Origin of the sequence: Candidatus Enterococcus myersii, assembly GCF_017316025.1 — a bacterium.
Classification (GTDB): Bacteria; Bacillota; Bacilli; order Lactobacillales; family Enterococcaceae; genus Enterococcus_C; species Enterococcus_C montenegrensis.
Genome location: NZ_JAFLVT010000004.1, coordinates 143,210 through 165,860 on the forward strand (window position 1 = coordinate 143,210; position 22,651 = coordinate 165,860).

A 22,651-nucleotide genomic window follows, 5' to 3' on the forward strand; every position below is an offset into this window, starting at 1 on the left:
AAATACCCGTAGCTTAAGCTGACGTATTCCAACTGCCGACAAGGCTGTATTTGGGATTAGGCATGCTAAGCTCGGGTATCTTTATTTACTTGCCGTAAAGTCTACTTTTTTAAAATTCTACTGTGCGAATTTCGTAAGGTTGTAATGTATCTTCATAGTCTTTTAAAGGTTCTTCTAATAGATTTAAGGTCTTAATTGGCGCTTGATCATCTTTTTTTAGTACCAAAGCATCTTTGTCGCCACTTAAGTTATACCCTCTTAGAATTAACGCCTGGTCGTCTTTACGACGTTTTAAGGCAGTTGGTTCAAATTTTTCACCCGTAATTTTTACAAAAACATCTTGCGGGGCCAGTTTGCCGTGGTGGATATCTGTTTGCTTCACGCTCAGTGGGACTTGCGCGCTATGAGCTCGTTTGTAGCTGTCAAAACGCGTTTCTTTTTCACCGTGAAGTTCAATGCCGTAATTAAACGTGTGCTCGCCCAGACACTGTGCTTCTGGTGTTGGGAAGTAGCCCCAGTCCCCTAATTCGCCGACACAACGTAATAGAGTTAACGCAATGGTATCATTGACGATTTCATATTCGTTTAAACCATAGTTAGATACCGTTAATCCAAAGTCTTCCGCATGCAAATTGACAAATGCATGTTGATGCTGGGGATTCGTTGGATTTTCCCAGTGTTTGGAAACTTGGTTTGGCCGGATCACGGTTTCATAAATACTGTCTGCTTCATGCGTGGCCACATCTAAAGTTGTTGGAAATAACGCCCGTAAGCGATGGTCTTTGGCTTGGTTATTGACTGTTGTCGCAAATTCCACCATTTTACTATTTTTATTTAAAGTGATCTCCGTTACGATCGGATAAGCAATTGTTTCTTTACTGCGACTTGCGTCACGGAAGCGGAAGTCCACGACTTTCTTTTGTTCCAAATCCAGTAGATCTTCAGCGGACTTCGGAATTTCCATTTCATGAGTTAAGCGTACTTTAGCCACTAAGCCATTGTCTTCTAACACTTCAACTTGATGAGGAAAGAACGTTGATAAGATCGCGTGATCACCTTTAGGTTGTTTAAAAATATATTCATTGGCAATATCTCCCACATCTTCAAAAACAAGCAAATTGTTTAATGTTTTCCCGGTTTCCTTGTTGGTGACACTTAAGCTACCATCTGATGTTATTTCAGCTTTAATAAAATCATTTTCCAAAATGCGGCCATGCTTAGCGACTAAAGAATTCGAAAACTCTTTTGCCTCTCCTACCACTAAAGCAAAGCTATCCCAGGCATAACCTGCCATTGCGGCAACGTCGATTGTTACGGTTACGTATTTTTCCATGTAAGGAATACGAAAACGATCCTTTGGTAAGTCGTAATCAAAACGAATTTGTTCTTCACTAATTACTGCTGGCACCACTTTGCCATTTTGATCGATAACATAATAACTTTGCGCATCCTCTGCAGCTAGCTTGTCATAGCCCTCAGAAGGATAAAGCTCTGCAAAAGTTACCCGTTTTACTTCAATATCAACTTGGGCGACACCACTTTTTTTAGTGCCGGCTGTATTGAAGATGACAAATGGAAAACTATCTGCTGGAAATTTTGACGTGTCAATGGCTGCTGTTAGCTGCGCGCACGCTTCATCAGCCAAGTACTTGCCGACTTCATTGGCTTTTTCAAAACGCGGCATCATTTCCCGATGGACTTCATCGACAGAACAGCCGCAAATGCTGTCATGGGGATGATTTTGCATCAATGTTTTCCAAGCGTAATCCAATTCATCAAAAGGATATTCGCCAGAAACTTCATACGCCATCGCCGCCAGTGGTTCGGTTATATTTTCTAATTGGCGACTAACGCGCGTATTCCATTGTTTTAAATATACGCGCGCCGAAGCTGTATTAGCTAAGGTAAACCAGCCGTCTGTTTCTTGTGAGGTCAATTCGCCATTTACATCACCTAAATCTGCCGGTAAGTCATTTTGAACCGCTGCTAAATAATCAGTAAAGTTAGAATGAACAAACTCATAATCGGGGTATAGTTCGTTGGCTAATTTTATTGCTTTGGCGACATCTTTTTGAACAGGTTGATGGTCAACGCCGTTCATCATTAACAGATGATTGGTAGAGGCAAATTTTTCAGCATCCGCTAATTTTTGATCCCAAAAAGCGCGGGCCGCTTTTTCTTCAGCGGGAATTTCATTGCCGTTTGAATACCAGTTAGCAAATAATAACCCAAAAATATCCGTACCATCTGGACCAATCCAATTCATTTCAGAATATTGCGAAGTGTAATTGTCATCGGCTAAAACTTGATTGTCAAAGCCGATTGGTTTCACACCGCGACCAAAAGCCGCTGCTTGTAAATTGGCTTGCTTCATCATTTGTGGGGTTTGTCCCATATTGCCAAAAGTATCTGGGAAATAGCCCAACATAACCGGTGTGCCCCATTTTTTACTGTCTTCCATGCCAATCAGCATATTGCGCACATTTGACTCTGAACTAGTTAAAAAGTCATCTTGTAAAATATAAAAAGGTCCAATTCGTAGTTTTCCAGCGTCAATCGCCTTTTGAATGGCTTCACGTTTTTCCGGACGAACTTGAAGATAGTCATCTAAAATAATCGTTTGGCCGTCCAAGTGGAAGCTGTTAAAATCTGGATCTTTTTCAAACAATTCCAATAAGTCATCCATCAAAGTAACAAGGCGCATATGGTGTTGTTCATAGGCCATATACCATTCGCGATCCCAATGACTGTGGGAAATAATATATACTTTTTTCTTCATGTTTGTCGTCTCCTAAATAAATCTTGTGGCAACCGCTACATTATAACTTGCCCCAAGCTGTTATTATTTTTTCACTTGAATATCAAAGTAGTCCATAACCAACTCACAAAACATCATGTTAGCCCAAGAAAACCACTCTCTTGTATATTGGTTGGGATCATCCACATCAAACCCTTCGTGCATTAAATGCGTTCCCGCGTCTGTTGCCACCAATTGATTTAAAATGCGCTCTTTTTCTTTTTTATCAGCCGTTGTCATCCCTTCCATTGCCATCGCAATCGGCCAAACATAATTTTCTGGTGTGTGGGAAGAGCCGATACCTTTAGCAAATTTACCTTCGTAAAAATAAGGATTTTCTTTGCTTAATAAGGTTTTGCGGGTTGCCAAATATTGGGTGTCATCCATCTTGCCATAGCCTAGATAAGGCGCTGAAATTAAGTTAGGCACATTGCTGTCATCTTGAATTGTCCCATTGCCTTTGCCGTCAACTTCATAGGCAAAAATCGTTTCTCCTGCCTTATTAGTTGTACGCCCGTGTTCTTTAATACCTGCTTCGATTTCGACTTTCAATCGGTGAGCGCTTGCTACAATCTCTTCATCTTTTAAAACGTTACTAAAAATTTCTTCTAAATAACCTAAAATAACGACGGCAAACATGTTGGACGGTACCAAGTAGCCATATTTACATGCATCGTCACTTGGGCGAAAACCAGACCAGGTCATCCCAGTTGGCACAACTTCTGCCCCTTTACCCTCACGGACTAACGTATCTTCCAAGCGATCGGTATCCCGGACAAAAGTATAAGGTGATGCGCTGTGGTTTTGCTCGGTAGTAAAGACGGTCAAAATCTTTTTAACCCCTGTAATGAAATCTTCATTAAATTGATCAGTTCGCCCAGTGTTTTTATAAAGCAAGTAAGCCAATTGGACTGGATAGCATAAGGAATCGATTTCATATTTTCGCTCCCAAATCCACGGGTTCATTTCTGTGTGGTCACTTTGATGACCGGCACCATTTGCTTCTTCGTTAAAAGCATTGGCATAAGGATCGATATTAATATAGTAAAATTGTTTTTTGACTAAGCCAGAAATCATCGCCGCTAAATCTTCGTCTTCTTTGGCAACGACAAGATACGGGCGTACTTGGGCGGTTGAATCCCGCAACCACATGGCTGGAATATCACCTGTTAATAGAAAAGTCGTGCCGTCTTCGTGACGTTTTACTGTTGTTAATAAAGTATTGGCAAAAGCTGCGTTAAAGTTTTCTGCCCAGTCGGCATGTTCACTCCCGCATTTTGCTGTAATATCATCCATAAATTGTTGTACTGATTTTGGTATATCTTTATAAGTCATTTCCCTCGTCGCCTCCGCTAAATGATATATCTTTAATTCTTGTTTGATTATATAGCACTTTAACTCGGATGTCTACGCTTTCAAAAAAGTTTTTTTATTTATTTACAGCAGCAAAATATGTGATAAACTACTGTATATGATATACCAATTGAAGGAGAAAAAAATGGAACCTTTATATTTAAAAATATTACGGGACTTACAAGCCGATATTACCAGTGGCTTATTAGCTGCCGGCGATCAATTACCCACTGAAAAAGAACTTTCTGAAAAATACAGCGTTAGCCGCATCACTTCAAAGCGGGCACTAAATGAATTGGAACAAAAAGGCTTGATTGAACGTACTCGCGGCAAGGGTAGTTTTGTAACGGGTAAATTAAAAACTACGGCTGCGACAAATCGCGTATTGATTTTATTGCCTTTTACCGACGATGTCGCCATTGGAAACTTATCTGGCAGTGTTTTACCTGTGATGCAACATGCACAGCATGAATTGATGATTGCCACTTATGACTTTTTAAATACTCACACTCCCCAAGATATTAAAGCCGAGTTTGATGGGTTGATTTATTACACCGAAGATGAAAATCAACATTTGGATCTATTGTTTGAATTATCTTTTGCGGACTTTCCCATCGTACTTTTAGATAAAGAGGTGCCTGATCTAAGTTTGCCTTCTTTTTTATCTGATAACTTAGCCGGGGGCAAAAAAGCCTGTGATTATCTTGTCAAAGCCGGGCACAAACGCATTGCGTATTTATTTGGCGACCGTCATCATCCCCAATCGACGCGCCAACGTTATTTAGGCTATATCCAAAGTTTGATGGAACATCAAATTGATTTTCATACTTCTTTTGAAGAAGATACAACCAGCGAAGATCACTTATTACGCTACGTGAAGCAAAATCAAATTACTGCTTTTGTTTGCGAAAATGATATCACCGCCATTCAAGCCATGCGGACATTGCGCCAGGCTGGTCTAGCCATCCCACAAGATATTTCCGTTGTGGGCTTTGATAATATTCAAGCAGCAGCACTCGTTGATCCACCCCTCACCACCATTTCGCAAAACTTTAAAGCCATCGGTGAAACTGCCGGTGAAGCTTTATTAAGTTGGATAAAAACTGGTCAAAAACCAAACAGTCAAAAAATTCCCGTCACTTTATTTGTGCGGGAATCAACAAAGGAGATTAAATCATGATTGAAACAATCGACACACGCCACGGTACTGCAAATCAACACAGCTTTTCAAATGGAAACTGCCTGCCTTACACCGGCGTACCTTTTGGGATGAACTATTTTGCAGCCCAAACAAATGACGCCCATGGCAGCTGGTGGTTCCACCCTGAAGATCACACCTTCCAAGGTTATCGCATTACGCATCAACCAAGTCCGTGGATGGGAGATTTCTCCCACGTTCTTTTTACGCCAATTAGTGGTGAATTATCTGATATTTCGTTATTCCATGCGCAAAGCTCTTATCGGCCTAAAGAAGCTATTTTCCGCCCTTATGAACTTTCAATTCGGCAATTACGTTACAACATCTCCTCCACTGTAATTCCCAGCATGTATGGCGGTATTCTGTCAGTAAACTATGAAAAAGACCAAAATGGCTTAATGTTAACATTGCCTGGCGCAAAAGAGATCACCCAGATTAGCGACCATGAATTACACGTCAGTGTCGTGAATTTTTCTGGTGCAGAAGACGATGACTTCACGTTTTATCTGTCTTTGCATTTTGAAAACCCAATTCACAATCTGAAACAAGTAGATGGGGAAAAAACTTTTGTATTGTTAGATTTTGGTAACGTGAAAAAGCAAACGCTTCATTTAGGCACCTCGTTTATCAGCTTTTCCCAAGCCGACTTAAATCGCAGCCGGGAACAAGCTATGAGCGTAGCTGATTTTCGTAGCGCCAGTCAAAGTGCTTGGGAAAATTATTTTGACCGCGTTCAAGTAGAACATACAAATTCTGAACATACGAAAACTTTTTATCACAATTTGTATCGTATTTTCTTATTCCCGCAAACTTTTTATGAACTAAATGAAAATGGCGAAAAAATTCATTACGATACGTATAATAAAGCCGTAAAACCAGGAATTTTATACACCAACAACGGTTTTTGGGACACATATAAAACGGTCTATCCATTTTATTCTCTTGTTGCCAAGGAAAAATACGAAGAGATGCTGGAAGGCTTTTTAACGAGTTATGAAGAAACCGGCTTTTTACCAAAATGGTTATCACCAGACGAGCGGGGCTTAATGCCGGGCACCTTAATTGACGCTGTCGTAGCCGACGCTGCTGTCAAAGGTATCCGCAAAGATTTAATGCCGCGTCTTTTAGAAGCTATGAAAAAAGGCGCTACTGTTCAAAGTGACAAATCAAATTATGGCCGCCAAGGAACATTAGACTATCTCAAATACGGCTATGTCCCAAGCAACTATCACGAATCCGTCAACCATACATTAGACTATGCCTATAGCGATTTTTGTATCAGCCAAGTGGCCAAAACTCTAGGCGATGACAAAACAGCGACATACTATAGCCAGCAAGCGTTAAATTACCAAAATATTTTTGATGAAAAAACTGGCTTTATGCGGGCAAAAGATACTAACGGTGATTTTGGCGCAGATTTTTCTTCGATTCGTTGGGGCAAAGACTATGCCGAAGGGAGCACCTGGCAAAGTAGTTTTGCTGTCTACCAAGATTTCCAAGGATTGATTAACCAAATGGGCGGCAGAAAAGCCTTTATGGAAAAATTAATTGAACTTTGCAACCAAGCACCCGATTTTGATGTCAAAGGCTATGGTTTTGAAATTCATGAGATGAGTGAAATGGCCGCCATTGAGTTTGGCCAATTGGCGATTTCCAATCAACCTAGTTTCCATTATCCGTACCTCTTCAGCTATCTTGGCAAACCAGAAATGGCGCAGCCGTTAATTAAGAGCTTGCTGACAGAATGCTTTACTGCAGCTGTTGATGGTTACCCTGGTGACGAGGATAACGGCAGCATGGCGGGTTGGTATATCTTTAACTCCTTAGGCTTTTATCCTGTTAGTCCGGGAACTGGCGAATACGTCATTGGTATGCCACTGGTGAAAAAAGCTACTTTGAAATTATCCAGTGGGAACACCCTGACAATTAACGCTACACCAAATCATCCGCAACAGCTATTTGTCCAAGAGACAACACGAAATCAAAATCTACAAGAAAAATTATTCTTCACCCATGAGGAATTAGTAGCCGGTGGAAATATCGACTTTAAGCTGGGAATTGTTCCAAATCCAAAAGAACATACCCCAGACAAACTGCCTTTTTCCTTAAGTGCTGCTAAATAGTTTAGCTTTTCTATTATTGGTAATAAGAGGTTGGCATTAAAATAAGATCACCTGCTACTTTATTTCCAACTTAAAAAATCGCAAAAAGCCGTCTTTTGAAATTGCACCAAAACTAGTGTATTTCAAAATTGGACGGCTTTTTGCGACCTGTTGTAAGCAGATGCTGACATAAGATTAAAGTTGCTTGTTTTTATAAATATAGACAATACTCCAAAATAAAGGGAGCTATTATTGAACTCTTTTTTCATATAGAAAAAAGACAAATGCGCAAGACGCTATGGACAAAACGGCGAACTATTTTGCAACCTTATGTATGAAATTTTGACTTTTACTTCAATCCGTCAGCACAAATGACACGCTAAAATAAAAGTCCGTTTATTTTTATTTCCGCTAAAAAAATGAATCAGCTTTATTTGCATTCCCCTTTTGCATTGCTGATTTAAAACCCTACTTTTTCATTTTTAATTAGAACACTTCGACTTCCCATGGTGAATTAGGATACATCGCGGTCACTCCTCTTTTAAGCTACAATTCATTTCGCTTTTTCTTACTGCTCTAGTATAATCACTTTTTTCGGGCTATAATATCTTTGTACAAAAATGCGTCACAGGAGAGCAGATATGGACCAAGCACACTTAATCAAAAAATTACGCACCGAAAGAGGCTATACGCAAAAGCAACTTTGCGAAGGAATTAGTTCCCGCACGACGCTTTCTTCCTTTGAAAATCGCGGAACTGAGCTTTCAAGTGGCATTTTATTTCAATATTTAGACCGGATGAATTTGCGGGTCGAGGAATACCAGCTGCTTTTAGAGGACCAGGAAATTTCTGCTAAAAGGCGATTGGCCGATCAATTTGTCAAAGAATACTATACCGGCACTTTCTCCCCCAGCTTACAAGCAGAGATTTGGCAAGCTTATTTAGAAAGTCACGATTTCTATTTTTATATTTTGTGGTTTGAAACAAAAACGATTTTAGCTTATAAAAATAATCACTTTGACGCTAAAAAATATGAAGCAGAAATTACTAAAATTTGTGACTATTTATTTAAAGTGGAAGTTTGGCAACACTTTGAGCTGACGACGTTTATGAATTTAATGTTCGCTTTTTCAGATGAAATGATTTTAGCTCTTTTTGACAGCTCCAAAGAAACCTTGACTAAAAATGCCACCAACCCTTACTACAGTTCCCTGATGACGACTTTTTTTATTAATGGCATTATCCTTGGTTTCCAACGAAAAAATGATCATATTTTAGTACAATTCTTATCCGGCTTACAGTCTGTCGCAAAAAAACCAAAATACATGTACGCCAAAATGATGGCCACTTATTTTGAAAAACTACTGCAAGCCCGCAATGCAAAAAAAGCGGCAACAGTTGATTTTACTGAATTTTACGCTGGACTAAACGTATTTGGCATGAGTGAAAAAGCCCAAGAATTACAAGAATTTTATGAAGAAATCATCGGAGAAAACAGCTGAAAAAAAGGCCAATCAAGTCATTAAATGTACTTGATTGGCCTTTTTTTAGCCTTGTAAAACTTCAAAATTGGCAGCTGCACCAATTAAATTGGCATCATTTTTAAATTTGCAAGCAACAACTTCTGGCATGATACTTTCAACGCCTTCTGCTTTTAGTAAATCAAAAATACGCCCTTTAATATTTTCAATCACTTCTGATCTAACCGAGATACCGCCGCCAATGATAATAATTTCCGGATCAATAGAAACTTGCATGTCATATAAAGAAAGAGCCAATGCATCATACATTTGGGCTAGATAGTTTTGCGCCATTTCATCCCCATTATCTGCTAATTCAAACAACATGCGACCATCTACTTGACGGCTTGTCGCTTCAGAAAATTCCCGCGCTTTGTTTACCGCCGTACCAATCGGACTTAAAATACTTTTACCAAAAGGTTTCATTAAGCCAAATTCGCCACCAAACAAATGACTGCCCTTATAAATTTTTCGATTAATAAAAATTGAACCACCAATCCCGGTTCCAATCACGACAAACACTGCATTTTGCGCCTTTGTCCCAGCACCTAATTCAATTTCACTAATACCAGCACAATTGGCATCATTTTCAATTGTCACGGGCACACCAAACGCTGCTTCCAATTGATCAAAAATCGGTCGATTGTGTAAATATTCCACTGCGCTAATACCGTCAATTCGGCGTTTTGCTACATTCACAGCCCCTGGCGAACTAATTGCTACCCCGTCAATTGCCCCAATTGTTGCAATAACTTCTTTCATTTCTGCTACCATTTCAGAAAACGTAGCCGGCGTTTTAAAACTTCCTTGGTTGGATAACGCCTTTTCTTTCCACGTTCCATACTTCACAGCAGAACCACCAATATCAAAAACTGCAAGTACCATAATAATATCCTTCCCTCCTATTTAAGATGTTTTAGCAGCTCGTTTAGAAAATGAGCAACAAGGAAAACAAACGTGAATGATGCTTTTTGTCATTTGCGATTGTTTTCTTGTTGTTGATTTTTCTAGCTGCTAAAACTCGTTTTCATTAAGATGTTTAAAAAAACCGGTTTGCTAGCGAGCGGTAACGCAAAATAGATGCAATGATGCTCTTTATCATTGAAACTATTTTTCTTACTGCCGAGCTGGCAGGTTGTTTAAAACTCGTTTTGCTAGATGTTTTAAATGATTGGGCTGATAGTGAGCAATAAGATAATAGGCTGAGTGACGTATTTTGTCACTTAAGACACTTTTCTTATTGCCGAACTATCAAGTCATTTAAAACTCGTTTTCATTAAGATGTTTAAAACAACCGGTTTGCTAGCGAGCGGTAAGGCAAAATAGATGCAATGATGTTCTTTATCATTGAAACTATTTTTCTTACTGCCGAGCTGGCAGGTTGTTTAAAACTCGTTTCGATAGATGTTTAAAATGATTGGGCTGATAGTGAGCAATAAGATAAAGGAGGCTGAGTGACGCATTTTGTCACTTAAGACACTTTTCTTATTGCCGAACTATCAAATCATTTAAAACTCGTTTTTTAGATGTTTTAGCAGCTCGTTTAGAAAATGAGCAACAAGGCAAAAGCTCCGCTCCGCTTTGCTTCGCATACAGTTCAACTAAATAGATACCATTAAGTTGAACTTGCATCTGTGTAACCATTATTTTGACTGACTTCTTTAAACCACAGGCCGCTTTTTTTCAAGCTGCGTTTGTAGTGATCTTCTAAATCAACGCGGTAAAAACCGTAGCGGTTGCGATAGCCGTTTAGCCATGACCAGCAGTCGATAAATGTCCAGGTATGGTAGCCAAAGCAGTTGCTACCTGCTTCAATGCCTTTGTGCAAATAATTTAAATGTTCCACCATAAATTCAATGCGGTAGTCATCTTGGATCATGCCCTTTTCATCCATGAAACGTTCTTCGTCGGCGACACCCATTCCATTTTCAGAGACAAACCACGGCAAATTGTTGTATTCGTTTTTCATCATCATAGCCACGTCATACAAAGCTTCTGGGTAAATTTCCCAACCGCGATACGGATTAATTCGTTTTTCTGGCCAGTCGTAAGGTTCGTATAAATCTTCTGGCATTTTAGCTGGCACGGCAGGATTTTGCGGTGCTTTCACGCGATGAGGATGGTAATAATTCAGCCCGATAAAATCAACCGTATTTTGCAGCAGTTCTTTGTCATGTTCTTTGGTTTTTGGTGTCAATTGATTTTCAGCCAATAAATCAATCAGCTCTTGCGAAACTTTACCATGAACTGCTGGATCTAAGAAACTTTTCGTGTTTAATAAATCAGAAGCCACACCTGCTTTTTGATCTGCATAATCTGTGCTGCGGGTATAAGTTGGCGTAATGTTTAAAATAATTCCAATTTTTCCGGTTGGCAAAACTGCTCGAAATTCTTTTACTGCGGCCGCGTGAGCCAAAAGCGTATGATACCCGACTTGAACAGCTTTTTTGAAATCAACGATTGCCGGATAGTGGTAGCCGTATAAATACCCCATCTCCACATGGACGATCGGTTCGTTGAAGGTTGTCCAATCTGTCACCAAATCACCAAATAATTCAAAGGCAGTTTTAGCATAAAAGGCAAAAGCAGCCACAGATTCGCGCGCTTCCCAGCCCCCTTTTTCCATTAACCACATTGGCATATCAAAGTGGAACAAATTGATAATGGGTGCCACCCCATTTTCTTTGATTTTTTTGAAATAGTCCCGGTAAAATGCAACTGCTTCTTCGTTCACAGTTTTCCCATCAGGCAATAAGCGGGCCCAAGCGATCGATGTCCGGTAAGAATTCAATCCGATTTCTTGCATCCGTTTACAATCTTCAGCATACATTTCATATAGATTAGAAGTATTTTTTGGGCCTTGGGCATCATTAAATTTTTCTGGTGAAGTTTCATACCAATAATCCCACGTTGTTTTTGATTTTCCATTTTCTAAACTATGGCCTTCTGTCTGGGGTGCACTAGTCGCTGCCCCCCATAAGAAACCTTTTGGAAATTGTTTTGTTGTCATATTCTTTTCCCCCTTATTTTGCTTGGTGCAAGCAGCAAATGAAACAATTTCTTTCATCTGCCGCGACTTTACTTAACTTTGTAAATCAGAATAATCACCGTGATAGGCTTCTCGAAATTCTTTTGGTGTAATCCCATTTAACTTTTTAAACATTTTTGAAAAATAGTTGGTATTGTTATAGCCAATCTCATCGGCGATCTCATTAATATTTAGATTACTATGCAGCAGTAATTGTTGCGCGCGTTTAATGCGAATTTGATTTAAGTATTGGGAAAAACTATTGTGCATTTCTTTTTTAAATACTTGACCGAGATACACTGCGTTTAAATGCAGTTCGTCGGCGACTAATTTTAAAGTTAAATCTTGCCGATAATTATTTTGTACGATCTCAATTACTCTTTGTGTCATTTCGGAAAATTGTTTTTCCAGCGGTTGGCGATCTGCCATTTGTAAAACATCTTCTAACAACGCTTTAAGCTGGTAGACGGTATGGCTATGACGGATTTTTTCAATTGTGGCTTCATAAATATCTTTGGTTGCGGTTGGATATTGCCGGGAAATATCGGTAAAGAGTAAAAAAGCAATGTAACGCGCGTTTTCTGGCTGCAATTGGCGTGCCACTGCATCGTCAAAAATAGCATCCAATTCCTGTTGAATGGTTTTTTGATCGCCAATCATTAATGATTTATTGAAAGCTAAAAAGGAAAATTCCCCTTCCCCTAATTCATCTGCCAAATCCACCGGCGATGTGGGCAACAAATCCGGATAAAAATTATTTAACTCTTCCATCTGCAAGACTTTTTCATAGCTTTCGTATAAATTTTCCCATTCTTTGATGGTTTCGCCAACAAATATTTTCAATAAGCCGGGATACTGTCTTTTTAAATAGGCCAAAAAAGGCAATACTTTCTCAGATGACCCGGTGAAAATCAACGTAATCTGCTGATGTTGTTGCGGGCCGCCAGCAATCAACAAGGGCTGTCCACTTTTTTTGGCTTCTTTTGCAATTTCTAACAAAATAGCGGAATCACTTAAAATTTTGATCACGGTAAACGGACCAGCTGGATTTGTCTGAAAGTGGTCCATTAATTCAAAAAAGTCCGATTCATTTAACTCATCGTTTAACCAGCGGCTCAAGCTATTTTCCAACACCAGCTGCTCTTGTTCTTGGCGATGTGCGGCTTCATCTAATTCTTCTTTGATTTTTTTGACTATGGCTAATAGTTCCTCTTGGTCCACCGGCTTTACCAAATAATCTTTGACCCCCAGCCGAATTCCTTCTTTAACATATTCAAATTCTTGATAACCTGATAAAAAAATTGCTGCAAACTTATCCCCACGTTTATAAGCAGTATCAATCATCGCAATACCGGTCATTTCCGGCATGGTAATGTCGCTTATGACCAAATCTACCGACTCATTTTTCAAATAAGCCAGTGCCTCTAAGCCGGTCCGGGCAGTTTTCACAACTTCAAAACCCAAATCACCCCAAGGCAAAATTTGTTTTAAGCCTTCTAAAATCATATATTCATCATCAACTAACATTACTTTATACAAAATTATGCCCTCCTTTGATTTTAATCGTCAGAGTGGTGCCTTTACCCAATTGGGAAGCTACTGTCATACTAAAGCCTACGCCAAACGTATTTTGCAGGCGCGCATAGACATTATGCAGGCCAATTGAGTTTTGCGCTTCATTTTCTGTTTGTTTCAACTTGTCCCTAACTTCTGATAAGCGCTCTGGGGTCATCCCTTTGCCATTATCAATAACAGAAATCACGATAGCATCCGCGTCAAAATTGGCCTTCACGCTAATCGCGTTGTCATTTCTCGTATAATCAATTCCGTGAACAAAATAATTTTCAATTAGCGGCTGAATTGTGAATTTGGGAATAATCAAATTTTCCAATTCCGGCGCAATAACAAAATTATAGGCCACGCGATCTGGGTAACGCATTTGGTACAAATAAACATATTTCTCACAAAAAGAAAGTTCTTTTTTTAGCGTCGTTGTTTTTTCTTGGGTCGTGTTATTGCGCAAAAGTGCAGAAAAAGCATAGACGACATCCGCCAATTCCTTTTGCTGCTTACTTAAAGCGTACATGCGAATATATTCCAGCGTATTGTACAAAAAGTGAGGATTAATTTGTGACTGTAAGGCCTGCATATGGGCATCTCTTTGCTTGATTTCCAGCTCGTAATTATCGCGGATATATTGATCCAGACTTGCGATCATAAAGTTGATGGCTTCAGATAAGTCGTACAATTCATCTTGGACTTTATTGACGTCAATGCGCTCTTGCAAGTTTCCTTCTGCTACGCTATGGGTGATACCCACAATGGTTTCAATTTGTTGAAAATAACGTTTAAAGGTTCGATTCAAGGTGATTAACAAAATTGCCGCCAACCCACTGCCTACCAAAATAGCAATTGCAAAGGTTCGGAGATTTTTTTGCCACAAAACCTGTTTGCTGGCTAATAAAACATACGAAAGATCCCGACTCGTTTTCTTTTGTAGAACATAGTATTTATCTGTGATCTTTTTAGGCAAAGGTTGTTTATTTTCAATAGCATATACCAACTTTTGATACGCTTTATTGCTAAGCTGGTTGTGGGTCGTAAACATCGGATTATTCGCATTATCAAAGATATAGGCATCCATGCCATCTTCCACCATCGAATTTTCCAACATTCCCAGCACTGCTGCCCGAGAAAAGACCGCTGAAATCTCGCCAACCATTTGAGAACCATATTGATCTACAATCGGACGCGTAATCACAAAACCGCTTTTTGCAGGCATCTTGCCCTGTAGCTTGCGACCATTATGATTGTAACTATCCGCCATTAAATAGTCTTTTGAACCATCTAAGGTGACATAAAGTTGGTCCAAGTCGTTAAAGGCATTAAAAAAACCATTGATGGTCTCTGAAATACGCGTATCCCGCTGATACGCTTGCCAGGAATCTTGCGTGTATTCAAAATAATCTGCCGCAGATAAATTCAAATACTGCCGCACATTATCAATGGCCGCATTGGAACCAGCTAATTCCATATAGATAAAACTCAGCGTATCATTGTTGTCTTCCACTGAATTCATAATTCGATTTTCCAATCCCGCTAAATCACTCGTCATTTTGCGGTAATTGCTATCGGCCGTATAAACGCACAAAGCAGCCACCGTCAGCAGGATAACTCCCACCAACAGAAGGCTGTAAATTTGCATCAAGCGATTCATTAAATAGTTTCTTTTGTAAAAGCGTGCTAAAAATTTAGCCATGTCTCGCCAGCTTTCCTGCCACCATAAAGCGATTATCCTTGGTAGCAAAACCGCTCCAGACGGCAATTAACGAAAACGTAGCAAAAAGGAATAACCCTTTGAAAAACCAGGTCAAAACAAAGATCGAAACTAAGCCAAAGAGTACTTTCAAAAAAGCGCCAAAGTTTAAAAAGACACTGATAAAGGCTAATTTAAACAAATTGAAATGGGAAATCTCATACTTGGTTTCATATTGGGTCACATAAAGGTATAACACGGCAATTAACAACAACACAAAGGCTAAGATAAAATCAATAACCAGCCATAACAAGCCTTGAATTTGCGCTGACAAATACAAATTGTACCCTAAGAAAAAGCTGATGCCTGCAAAAATCAAAAAATGAACATTACTGCGTTTAAAATTGGCTTTCCAATGGGTCATAAAGCGTTTGAAGGTGACTTGTTGATAATCAATACCGTGTTCCATCAATAAATCCGTCATGGTTTGAAAAGCTGGGCCTGCACCAAAAATCACGCCTCCCATCAAGGTAAACAACACAAAATATAAGTTTAATTTAATAATCATCCAGACTACATAAAATAGTCGCTGAATCCCACTACTTACCATCTAAAAAACTCCTTTATAAAATACTGTAAAAAATCTTTCGAGTTAAAAGTTCAGTTACTTTGATACTTACAGCTGAAAAAACAATTCCTTCTTCTCTCAGCTTTAACCACCAAATTTTACCACATTTCCCTTAAGAGAAAAGCCAGTGGTAGCAAATAATTACCACCACTGACGATTTCTAAAGGAGAATACGTTTCAATTAATTATTTATTGTCTTTGACAAATTGATCCAATTGTTTTTGCATATCTTTTTGGGCATCGTCCCAACCAGCTTTTTTAAGTTCTGAAACTAATTCTGGAACTGTTTTTTCAGGATCGATTGAACCAGTATTTAAGTTGGCTTTGTAACGATTCATTACATTCATGATGCTAGATAATTGTGTTTTGAAATTATCTGTTTTGGCATTGAAACCTAAAATTGGAGAAGTTTGTGCTTTTTCAATGCTTTCATCTCTTTGTTTGATTTGATCGTCAGTAATTGTATCTTGGGTGTATAAGATCATGTTGTTACCAGTGTTCCAAGCCGCCATGTGTTCATTTGGTTTGTAACCATCTAGTAATTTCAATTTATCGTCGCCAACTTTTTCCCAAGCTTTGCCTTCAACACCATAAACTAAACCATTTAATAATTCAGGATCCGTGTTTAATAAGTTCAAGAATTCAACAGCTTTTTCTTTGTTTTTTGAAGTATTTGAAACAACAAAGTTTGCCATTTGTGCTTGGCTAGTTGTTTTCAATTGGCTTGTTAACGGACGAGAAGTTAAATCTTGTTGGGCTGCATTACGTAAAATTGTATCGCCGTAATCCATTGGTCCTTGTGTTTCTTCACGCATGAACCAAGTGTTTCCTTCTAATGGGAAACCAGTTGTGTTGGTTGCAGCATCCGTTGGAATCAAACCTTCTTTGTACCATTCATGCAATGTTTTTAAGTTGTTTTGGAATTCTTTATCTTCGTATTGGTTGATGATTTTTGGTGCGCCATCTGTATCTAAACGAACTGCAAAAGGATAATCTTTTCCTAATGGGAAGTCTAGATTAGAAGAAGCATTAAAACTTTGACCAATTGCAAAAGCAGCAATATTTGGTTCTTTTTCATGGAATTGTTTTAAAACTTCGGTCGCTGATTGATAAGAACCGTCAACTTTTGAAATATCCAAGTTGTATTTTTTCACGTATTGATCGTTGAAAGTTAATACTTGTTGTGCCCAAGCATTCCCGTAAACTGGGATAGCGTATAATTTACCATCAACTTCATTTCCCTTTTTGTACATTTCAGGTAGTTGATCCATGTAATCTTTGGCATATTTTTGTGATAATTCAGTCAAGTCAGCAAAAGCACCTTTTTGTGCGTTTGCCACATATTGGTAAGCAAAGGCAATATCATAGCTTTCACCAGAGTTGATGATGGTTGGCATTTTCTTATCCCAGTCACCCCAACCGATATATTGTAAATCAATGGTTACACCAATTTTTTCTTTAATGCGTTTGTTGGCGATTTTCATTAATTCATCGTAATTTTCAGGTTTGTCCCCTACTTGATACATTAATAATGTTTTTGAGTCGCCGCTTGCTTCTGAGTCTTTTGAAGCTTCTTTTTGGTTGCCACAAGCTGCTAACCCTGCTGTCATTAATGCCAATGCACTAACACCTAGCACTTTTTTCCACGTTTTCATTACTTCTCCTCCACTCTTTTATTCTTTCACTCCGCCGATTGTCAATCCGCCGACAAAATATTTTTGGAAAAACGGATAGGTCAATGCGATCGGTAATGTTGAAACCACAACGATTGCCATGCGGGCTGATTCAGACGGTAACGCAGCAAGTCCACCTTGGATTTGCGCACCCATCCCAGCATTTTTGGCTAGAAAATCCAAGTTGCTTTGGATTTTCATCAATAAATATTGCAATGGTACCAAGTTGTCATTTTGAATATAAAGCAATGCATTAAACCAGTCGTTCCAATAACCTAATGCGGCAAACAAACTGATCGTGGCAATCCCTGGTACTGCTAAAGGTAAAACAATTTTCGTAAAAATCCGTAGTTCTGTAGCACCGTCAATCCGAGCCGACTCAATAATACTATCTGGTACTGTTTTAATAAAGAAGGTTCGCATCACTAAAATATTAAACGGCCCCAATGCCATTGGTAAAATCAACGCCCAAATTGTATCTTTCAAATAAAGCATATTGCTGACGATTAAATAAGTTGCTACCATCCCTGGGGTAAATAACATTGTAACTAAGGCAAAAAGAGTAAAGAAGCGACGGAATGGGAAGTTAGAACGAGAAATTACATACGCATAAAGCGATGTCATCGTTGCATTCACCACAGTTCCTAACACCGTTACAAAAATCGTTACGCCAAAAGCACGGAAGATTTTTCCACTCATTTTACCGGCAAAAATATAAGAATAAGCAGCCGTTGAAAATTCTTTGGGCCAAAAACGATAACCCAACTCCGCTAATGAATGTTCCTCTGTCAAAGAAATCATCACCACAAAGATAAATGGTAGTACACACGAAATCGCAAATAATGCAATGACGATATTGAAGATAATGTTAACAGTGGGACTAAAGGAACGAATTTCCACTTTTGAGACTTTTTCTTTTTTACGCATGTGTCGCTCCTCCTTAGAATAATGCTGAATCTGGTTCGATCCGACGAACCACGAAGTTTGTTCCTAATAATAAAATCGCCCCAACAACAGATTGGTATAAACTAGCAGCAGAAGACATCCCGATATCACCAGTTGCCGTTAAGCCGTTATAAATATACGTATCTAAAACAGACGTCACTTGATACAAGGCCCCATTATTACGTGGCAAGTTGTAGAACATCCCAAAGTCTGCTCTAAAAATCCCCCCGATGTTTAAAATCAATAAGACCATCATCATTGGCACGATTTGCGGAATCGTGACGTTTTTAATTTGTTGCCATTTTGAAGCACCGTCTACCATTGCCGCTTCATAATATGTTGGGTCAATCCCCATGACAGAAGCATAATAGATGATACTGTTGTAACCTAAGCTCTTCCAAACGTTCATCACAACAAAAATCAACGGCCACCAAGTTGGATCGGTATACCAGTTAATCGGATTTTTACCGTTATTGGTTAACCATAAGTTGAAGATCCCTTTGTCTGGGCTTAAGAAGGCATATACAAAGTAACCGATTACAACCCAAGATAAAAAGTAAGGTAAAAGTGACATCGTATGATAAACTTTCACCAATTTTTTGTTGCGTAATTCACTCATAATAATTGCAAAAGCAATCGCAAAGAATAAGTTAAAGGCTAAGAAAACGACATTATAGGCAATTGTATTGCGGGTAATTAACCAAGCATCCTTTGAAGCAAATAAGAATTTGAAATTATCAAAGCCTACCCACTTACTCGTCATCAAGCTATCAATAAAACCATTTGGCGAAATGTGGAAATCTTTAAAAGCCACCACATTGGCAAATACTGGTATATAAAAGAAGAAGATAAACCAGACAAATCCTGGTAACGCCATTAAAATCAAAGCTTTATAGCGCCACACATTTTGCCAAAAGCTCGCTTTTTTCTTTTTCTTCATCTTTAAACCTCCTTATATTTTTCTGCATCACGGCCTTTTTAATCTTACGGGCCTTCCTGACGTAGTAATAATACCGCTTTCAAAACAAAGAGGTAAGGAACAAACTTTAGATAAAATGCAACAAATTTTAGAAAGGGTATATCTTTTTTCATATTTTGTTCACATTTAAAATATGCTAGGAACCTTAACTGCAGACCTGTTTTTATTTTAAGATAACAAAACTTATCCTAAAATTTACTTTGTCTACTATTAAAGATATATTCTTTTAAACCGCACTTACAGCTAAGAGATAACAATTATTATTTCCAGTATTTTTACCGCTGGTGTATAATAACAGCTGTTTGAGAAATAAAGTGACGTTTGGAGTTAAGAAAATGAAGAAAACAAAAATAGTGTTTGCAAGCTTAGCGCTTTTAGTAGCTTTAAGCATTGGCAGCCTTTCAACACAAGCAAAAACAATCGCAGCTACGCAGGATAGTTCAGATACGATAATGCCGACCTCTACTGAAACTAGTAGTCAAACTGCTGTCCTGTCTGAGTCTGTTTCAACTAGTAAAAATAGCGCTGCAATTTCCACAGAGCAAACTACTACCACTACCACCAATCAAGTTACACCAAATTCAATCAGTAAAGAACAAGTTATGCCCCAAGTAAAAACAGCGGCTAAAATTAAAAGTACCCCACAACAAGTGACTCCTGTAAAAGCTGCTTACCAAAAACCAGCAGTCGCTAGTCCGGTTAAAGCTAAAGGGGCAAATTTTTACGTTCAAATTACCAATAAAAATTATGCTATCTGGTCAAACTTTTCTTGGCAACAGCGCGCTGTTAGTTCCCGTTATTATATGAAATTGCTTCATGTAAAAGTCATCTACACCCATCAAAATGGCGCGAACTATTATTCTTTATACAATAATCAAGACAAATGGGTGGGCTATTTAAATGCCGCGGCAACTAAAACAACTCCCATTCAAGGTAGTTGGCACAAAATACAAAAATATGTCACCATTTCCCAACCGACTTGGACTATTTGGAATAATTTTGCTGGCAAAGCAAAATACAAAGCTGCAACATTAAGTGATCGGGTAGTTAAAGTGACCGGCTATTACACTCACTTTAATGGCGCCACTTATTATTCTCTTTATGATAATAACAACAAATGGCTTGGCTATTTGAATGCTGGTGGGGTAAAAGAAGTCGCTGCCCAAGGTTATTATCACAACTTTAACAAATACGTTAAAATTACGAAAAATTGGTCGGTCTGGCGAAATTTTAATTGGCAATTCAAAAGCTCTGCCACAAGCATTGCCAACCAACCCATTTTAGCCAAGGGCTATTATAAACATTTTAACGGCGCTACTTATTACTCCCTTTACAATCAAAACGGAACCTGGTTGGGCTATATTAATAGTGGTGCTACAGCAATTAGTGCTGCACCAAAACCAAATAAAACGATTTTGTTAGGTGTGCCTTTTATTAGCCAAGGCAATACGATGTTATGTGAAGGCACTTCACTTTTAGAAGCCCTCCATTACAAAAAAATTGCAACCAATCAAAATTTGATGACCTTCGTTAAATCGATGCCCTTATCACCAAATAATAATCCCAATAACGGCTTTTCTGGTGAATGGCGCCATAACGTCAACGGAACTTACCAAGGAATGAATCCAGGTCCTGTCGTTAAATGGGGCAATCAAAACGGTGGCAAACTCACAAATATTTCCGGTGCTACTATTCAAACTTTAAAAGGTGAAATAGCTAAGGGCAATCCTGTTGTAACCTGGGTTACCTATGCTTTTGCACCAGCAGAACACAAACGCATGTTTTGGGGCGATGCCATTTGGAATCGTCATGTCGTAACATTAGACGGTTATAAAGATGGCTTTTATCACGTGGTCGATCCTGTTTTTGGCCCCGGCTGGATTGCTGGAAAATCTTTTGAAACAGCCTATAATGTTTCCCGGCTTGCTGTTTTAGTGAGGTAAGACAAAAAATCCCCGCGAAAAAATTTTCGCGGGGATTTTGTCCTGTTTAAATTAATCTAAAGGTAATTCTTCTTGTGCTTCTTCAACAGTTACTTCACTACCATCTCCGATGCCATATGCTTCTCTGACACGCGTTGAGATTTCAGCTTTCATTTCAGGATGTTCTTTCATGTAGTTTTTGGCATTATCACGACCTTGGCCGATACGATCGCCCTTGTAAGAATACCAAGCACCGCTTTTATCAACGATATCTTGTTCTACCGCCATATCTAAAAGCTCTCCTTCTTGCGAGATACCTTGACCATACATTAAGTCAACTTCAGCTATTTTAAAAGGTGGCGCTACTTTGTTTTTAACAACTTTGATTTTCGTCCGGTTCCCAATAATATCTGTCCCAGATTTTAATTGTTCTGCACGGCGAACTTCTAAACGAATCGTTGCGTAGAATTTCAACGCCCGTCCACCTGGTGTTGTTTCGGGGTTACCAAACATAATGCCGACTTTTTCACGAATTTGGTTAATAAAGACTGCGATTGTTTTGGTTTTATTAATGGAGCCTGAAAGTTTGCGCAATGCTTGTGACATCAAACGCGCTTGCAAACCAACATGGGCATCCCCCATTTCACCATCAATTTCTGCCCGGGGTACTAAAGCTGCCACCGAGTCGATAACAACAATGTCAATGGCACCACTGGAAACCAAAGCATCCGCAATTTCCAATCCTTGTTCCCCTGTATCTGGTTGTGACAATAGTAACTCGTCAATATTGACGCCTAATTTTTGTGCATACAACGGATCTAACGCGTGCTCTGCATCGATAAAAGCAGCTGTCCCGCCATTTTTTTGCACTTCCGCAATCGCGTGTAGCGCAACGGTTGTTTTACCAGAACTTTCAGGACCGTAAATTTCAACAATTCGGCCACGAGGATAACCGCCAACACCTAAGGCTACATCTAAAGCCAGCGAACCACTTGGAATAGTGGAAACTTGTTGATCTGCCTTTTCTCCTAATTTCATCACGGCGCCTTTACCGTAGTTTTTTTCAATTTTCTTTAACGCAGCATCTAAGGCTGCTTTGCGATCGTCTGCCAAATGAATTCCCTCCATTATCTTGTCATCTATTTACCAAAAGCTTCATCTTTTGAAGCGAAACTTGTAACCAAACATAAAAACTTGTGCAACTGCTAAGGAAAAACAACTCCTTATCACAGCTTTAATAATAGCCTTTC

The 22,651-nt window shown here is 39.0% G+C and carries 15 protein-coding genes; 4 read left to right on the forward strand and 11 right to left on the reverse strand.

Features of this window, described 5'->3' with window-relative positions; translation table 11 throughout:
* Window positions 1–109 precede the first annotated feature (109 nt).
* Complete coding sequence (locus tag JZO76_RS02695) at window positions 110–2,779, reverse strand: alpha-mannosidase (RefSeq protein ID WP_206902636.1); 2,670 nt, start codon at window positions 2,777–2,779, stop codon at window positions 110–112.
* A 63-nt stretch (window positions 2,780–2,842) separates the two neighbouring features.
* Window positions 2,843–4,132, reverse strand: coding sequence for a glycoside hydrolase family 125 protein (locus tag JZO76_RS02700; RefSeq protein ID WP_206902637.1), 1,290 nt, complete (start codon window positions 4,130–4,132; stop codon window positions 2,843–2,845).
* A 163-nt stretch (window positions 4,133–4,295) separates the two neighbouring features.
* Between JZO76_RS02700 and JZO76_RS02705 the strand changes: the two genes are divergently transcribed.
* The 3 genes from JZO76_RS02705 to JZO76_RS02715 all read left to right on the forward strand — a co-directional run bounded on the left by JZO76_RS02705 (window position 4,296) and on the right by JZO76_RS02715 (window position 8,952).
* On the forward strand, window positions 4,296–5,330 hold the full coding sequence (locus JZO76_RS02705) for a GntR family transcriptional regulator (RefSeq protein WP_206902638.1): 1,035 nt from the start codon (window positions 4,296–4,298) through the stop codon (window positions 5,328–5,330).
* Window positions 5,327–7,471, forward strand: coding sequence for a GH92 family glycosyl hydrolase (locus tag JZO76_RS02710; RefSeq protein WP_242595748.1), 2,145 nt, complete (start codon window positions 5,327–5,329; stop codon window positions 7,469–7,471). The genes JZO76_RS02705 and JZO76_RS02710 overlap by 4 nt, the downstream gene beginning before the upstream one ends.
* 620 nt (window positions 7,472–8,091) lie before the next feature.
* Window positions 8,092–8,952 (forward strand): helix-turn-helix domain-containing protein, encoded by an 861-nt coding sequence (locus tag JZO76_RS02715; RefSeq protein ID WP_206902639.1) that lies wholly within the window; start codon window positions 8,092–8,094, stop codon window positions 8,950–8,952.
* 45 nt (window positions 8,953–8,997) lie between these two features.
* Here the strand turns inward: JZO76_RS02715 and JZO76_RS02720 are convergent, their stop codons facing one another.
* From JZO76_RS02720 to JZO76_RS02755, 8 genes are all read right to left on the reverse strand, one after another.
* On the reverse strand, window positions 8,998–9,855 hold the full coding sequence (locus tag JZO76_RS02720; RefSeq protein WP_206902640.1) for an ROK family protein: 858 nt from the start codon (window positions 9,853–9,855) through the stop codon (window positions 8,998–9,000).
* Between the two features lie 730 nt (window positions 9,856–10,585).
* Window positions 10,586–11,980, reverse strand: coding sequence for a glycoside hydrolase family 1 protein (locus JZO76_RS02725; protein WP_206902641.1), 1,395 nt, complete (start codon window positions 11,978–11,980; stop codon window positions 10,586–10,588).
* 72 nt (window positions 11,981–12,052) lie between these two features.
* Window positions 12,053–13,537: a response regulator transcription factor gene (locus tag JZO76_RS02730; protein ID WP_206902642.1), complete on the reverse strand. Its 1,485-nt coding sequence runs from the start codon at window positions 13,535–13,537 to the stop codon at window positions 12,053–12,055.
* The gene (locus JZO76_RS02735; protein WP_206902643.1) at window positions 13,530–15,257 is read right to left on the reverse strand and encodes a sensor histidine kinase; all 1,728 of its coding nucleotides are present in this window, start codon (window positions 15,255–15,257) and stop codon (window positions 13,530–13,532) included. Before JZO76_RS02735 ends, JZO76_RS02730 begins: the two co-directional genes overlap by 8 nt.
* Window positions 15,250–15,864 (reverse strand): YesL family protein, encoded by a 615-nt coding sequence (locus JZO76_RS02740; RefSeq protein ID WP_206902644.1) that lies wholly within the window; start codon window positions 15,862–15,864, stop codon window positions 15,250–15,252. Before JZO76_RS02740 ends, JZO76_RS02735 begins: the two co-directional genes overlap by 8 nt.
* A gap of 203 nt (window positions 15,865–16,067) precedes the next feature.
* Window positions 16,068–17,537, reverse strand: a complete 1,470-nt coding sequence (locus JZO76_RS02745) for an ABC transporter substrate-binding protein (protein ID WP_206902645.1) — start codon at window positions 17,535–17,537, stop codon at window positions 16,068–16,070.
* An 18-nt stretch (window positions 17,538–17,555) separates the two neighbouring features.
* Window positions 17,556–18,482, reverse strand: coding sequence for a carbohydrate ABC transporter permease (locus JZO76_RS02750; RefSeq protein ID WP_206902646.1), 927 nt, complete (start codon window positions 18,480–18,482; stop codon window positions 17,556–17,558).
* Window positions 18,483–18,495: 13 nt separating this feature from the next.
* Window positions 18,496–19,440, reverse strand: coding sequence for an ABC transporter permease (locus JZO76_RS02755; protein ID WP_206902647.1), 945 nt, complete (start codon window positions 19,438–19,440; stop codon window positions 18,496–18,498).
* Window positions 19,441–19,814: 374 nt separating this feature from the next.
* Here JZO76_RS02755 and JZO76_RS02760 point away from each other — a divergent pair, with 374 nt between their 5' ends.
* A complete protein-coding gene (locus JZO76_RS02760; RefSeq protein ID WP_206902648.1) occupies window positions 19,815–21,422 on the forward strand; it encodes a C39 family peptidase in 1,608 nt (535 codons plus the stop codon).
* A 51-nt stretch (window positions 21,423–21,473) separates the two neighbouring features.
* Here JZO76_RS02760 and recA read toward each other — a convergent pair whose 3' ends face one another.
* Entirely contained in the window at window positions 21,474–22,514 is a 1,041-nt protein-coding gene (gene recA, locus JZO76_RS02765; protein ID WP_206902671.1) for a recombinase RecA, read from the reverse strand.
* Between the last annotated feature and the right edge of the window lie 137 nt (window positions 22,515–22,651).

Bases quoted from the DNA above. Each gene is read 5' to 3' on its own strand.
- JZO76_RS02760 (WP_206902648.1), top strand. From the start codon at position 19,815: ATGAAGAAAACAAAAATAGTGTTTGCAAGCTTAGCGCTTTTAGTAGCT.
- JZO76_RS02715 (WP_206902639.1), top strand. From the start codon at position 8,092: ATGGACCAAGCACACTTAATCAAAAAATTACGCACCGAAAGAGGCTAT.
- JZO76_RS02740 (WP_206902644.1), bottom strand. From the start codon at position 15,864: ATGGTAAGTAGTGGGATTCAGCGACTATTTTATGTAGTCTGGATGATT.
- JZO76_RS02700 (WP_206902637.1), bottom strand. From the start codon at position 4,132: ATGACTTATAAAGATATACCAAAATCAGTACAACAATTTATGGATGAT.
- JZO76_RS02725 (WP_206902641.1), bottom strand. From the start codon at position 11,980: ATGACAACAAAACAATTTCCAAAAGGTTTCTTATGGGGGGCAGCGACT.
- JZO76_RS02745 (WP_206902645.1), bottom strand. From the start codon at position 17,537: ATGAAAACGTGGAAAAAAGTGCTAGGTGTTAGTGCATTGGCATTAATG.
- JZO76_RS02750 (WP_206902646.1), bottom strand. From the start codon at position 18,482: ATGCGTAAAAAAGAAAAAGTCTCAAAAGTGGAAATTCGTTCCTTTAGT.
- JZO76_RS02695 (WP_206902636.1), bottom strand. From the start codon at position 2,779: ATGAAGAAAAAAGTATATATTATTTCCCACAGTCATTGGGATCGCGAA.
- JZO76_RS02720 (WP_206902640.1), bottom strand. From the start codon at position 9,855: ATGGTACTTGCAGTTTTTGATATTGGTGGTTCTGCTGTGAAGTATGGA.
- JZO76_RS02705 (WP_206902638.1), top strand. From the start codon at position 4,296: ATGGAACCTTTATATTTAAAAATATTACGGGACTTACAAGCCGATATT.
- JZO76_RS02735 (WP_206902643.1), bottom strand. From the start codon at position 15,257: ATGGCTAAATTTTTAGCACGCTTTTACAAAAGAAACTATTTAATGAAT.
- JZO76_RS02710 (WP_242595748.1), top strand. From the start codon at position 5,327: ATGATTGAAACAATCGACACACGCCACGGTACTGCAAATCAACACAGC.
- JZO76_RS02755 (WP_206902647.1), bottom strand. From the start codon at position 19,440: ATGAAGAAAAAGAAAAAAGCGAGCTTTTGGCAAAATGTGTGGCGCTAT.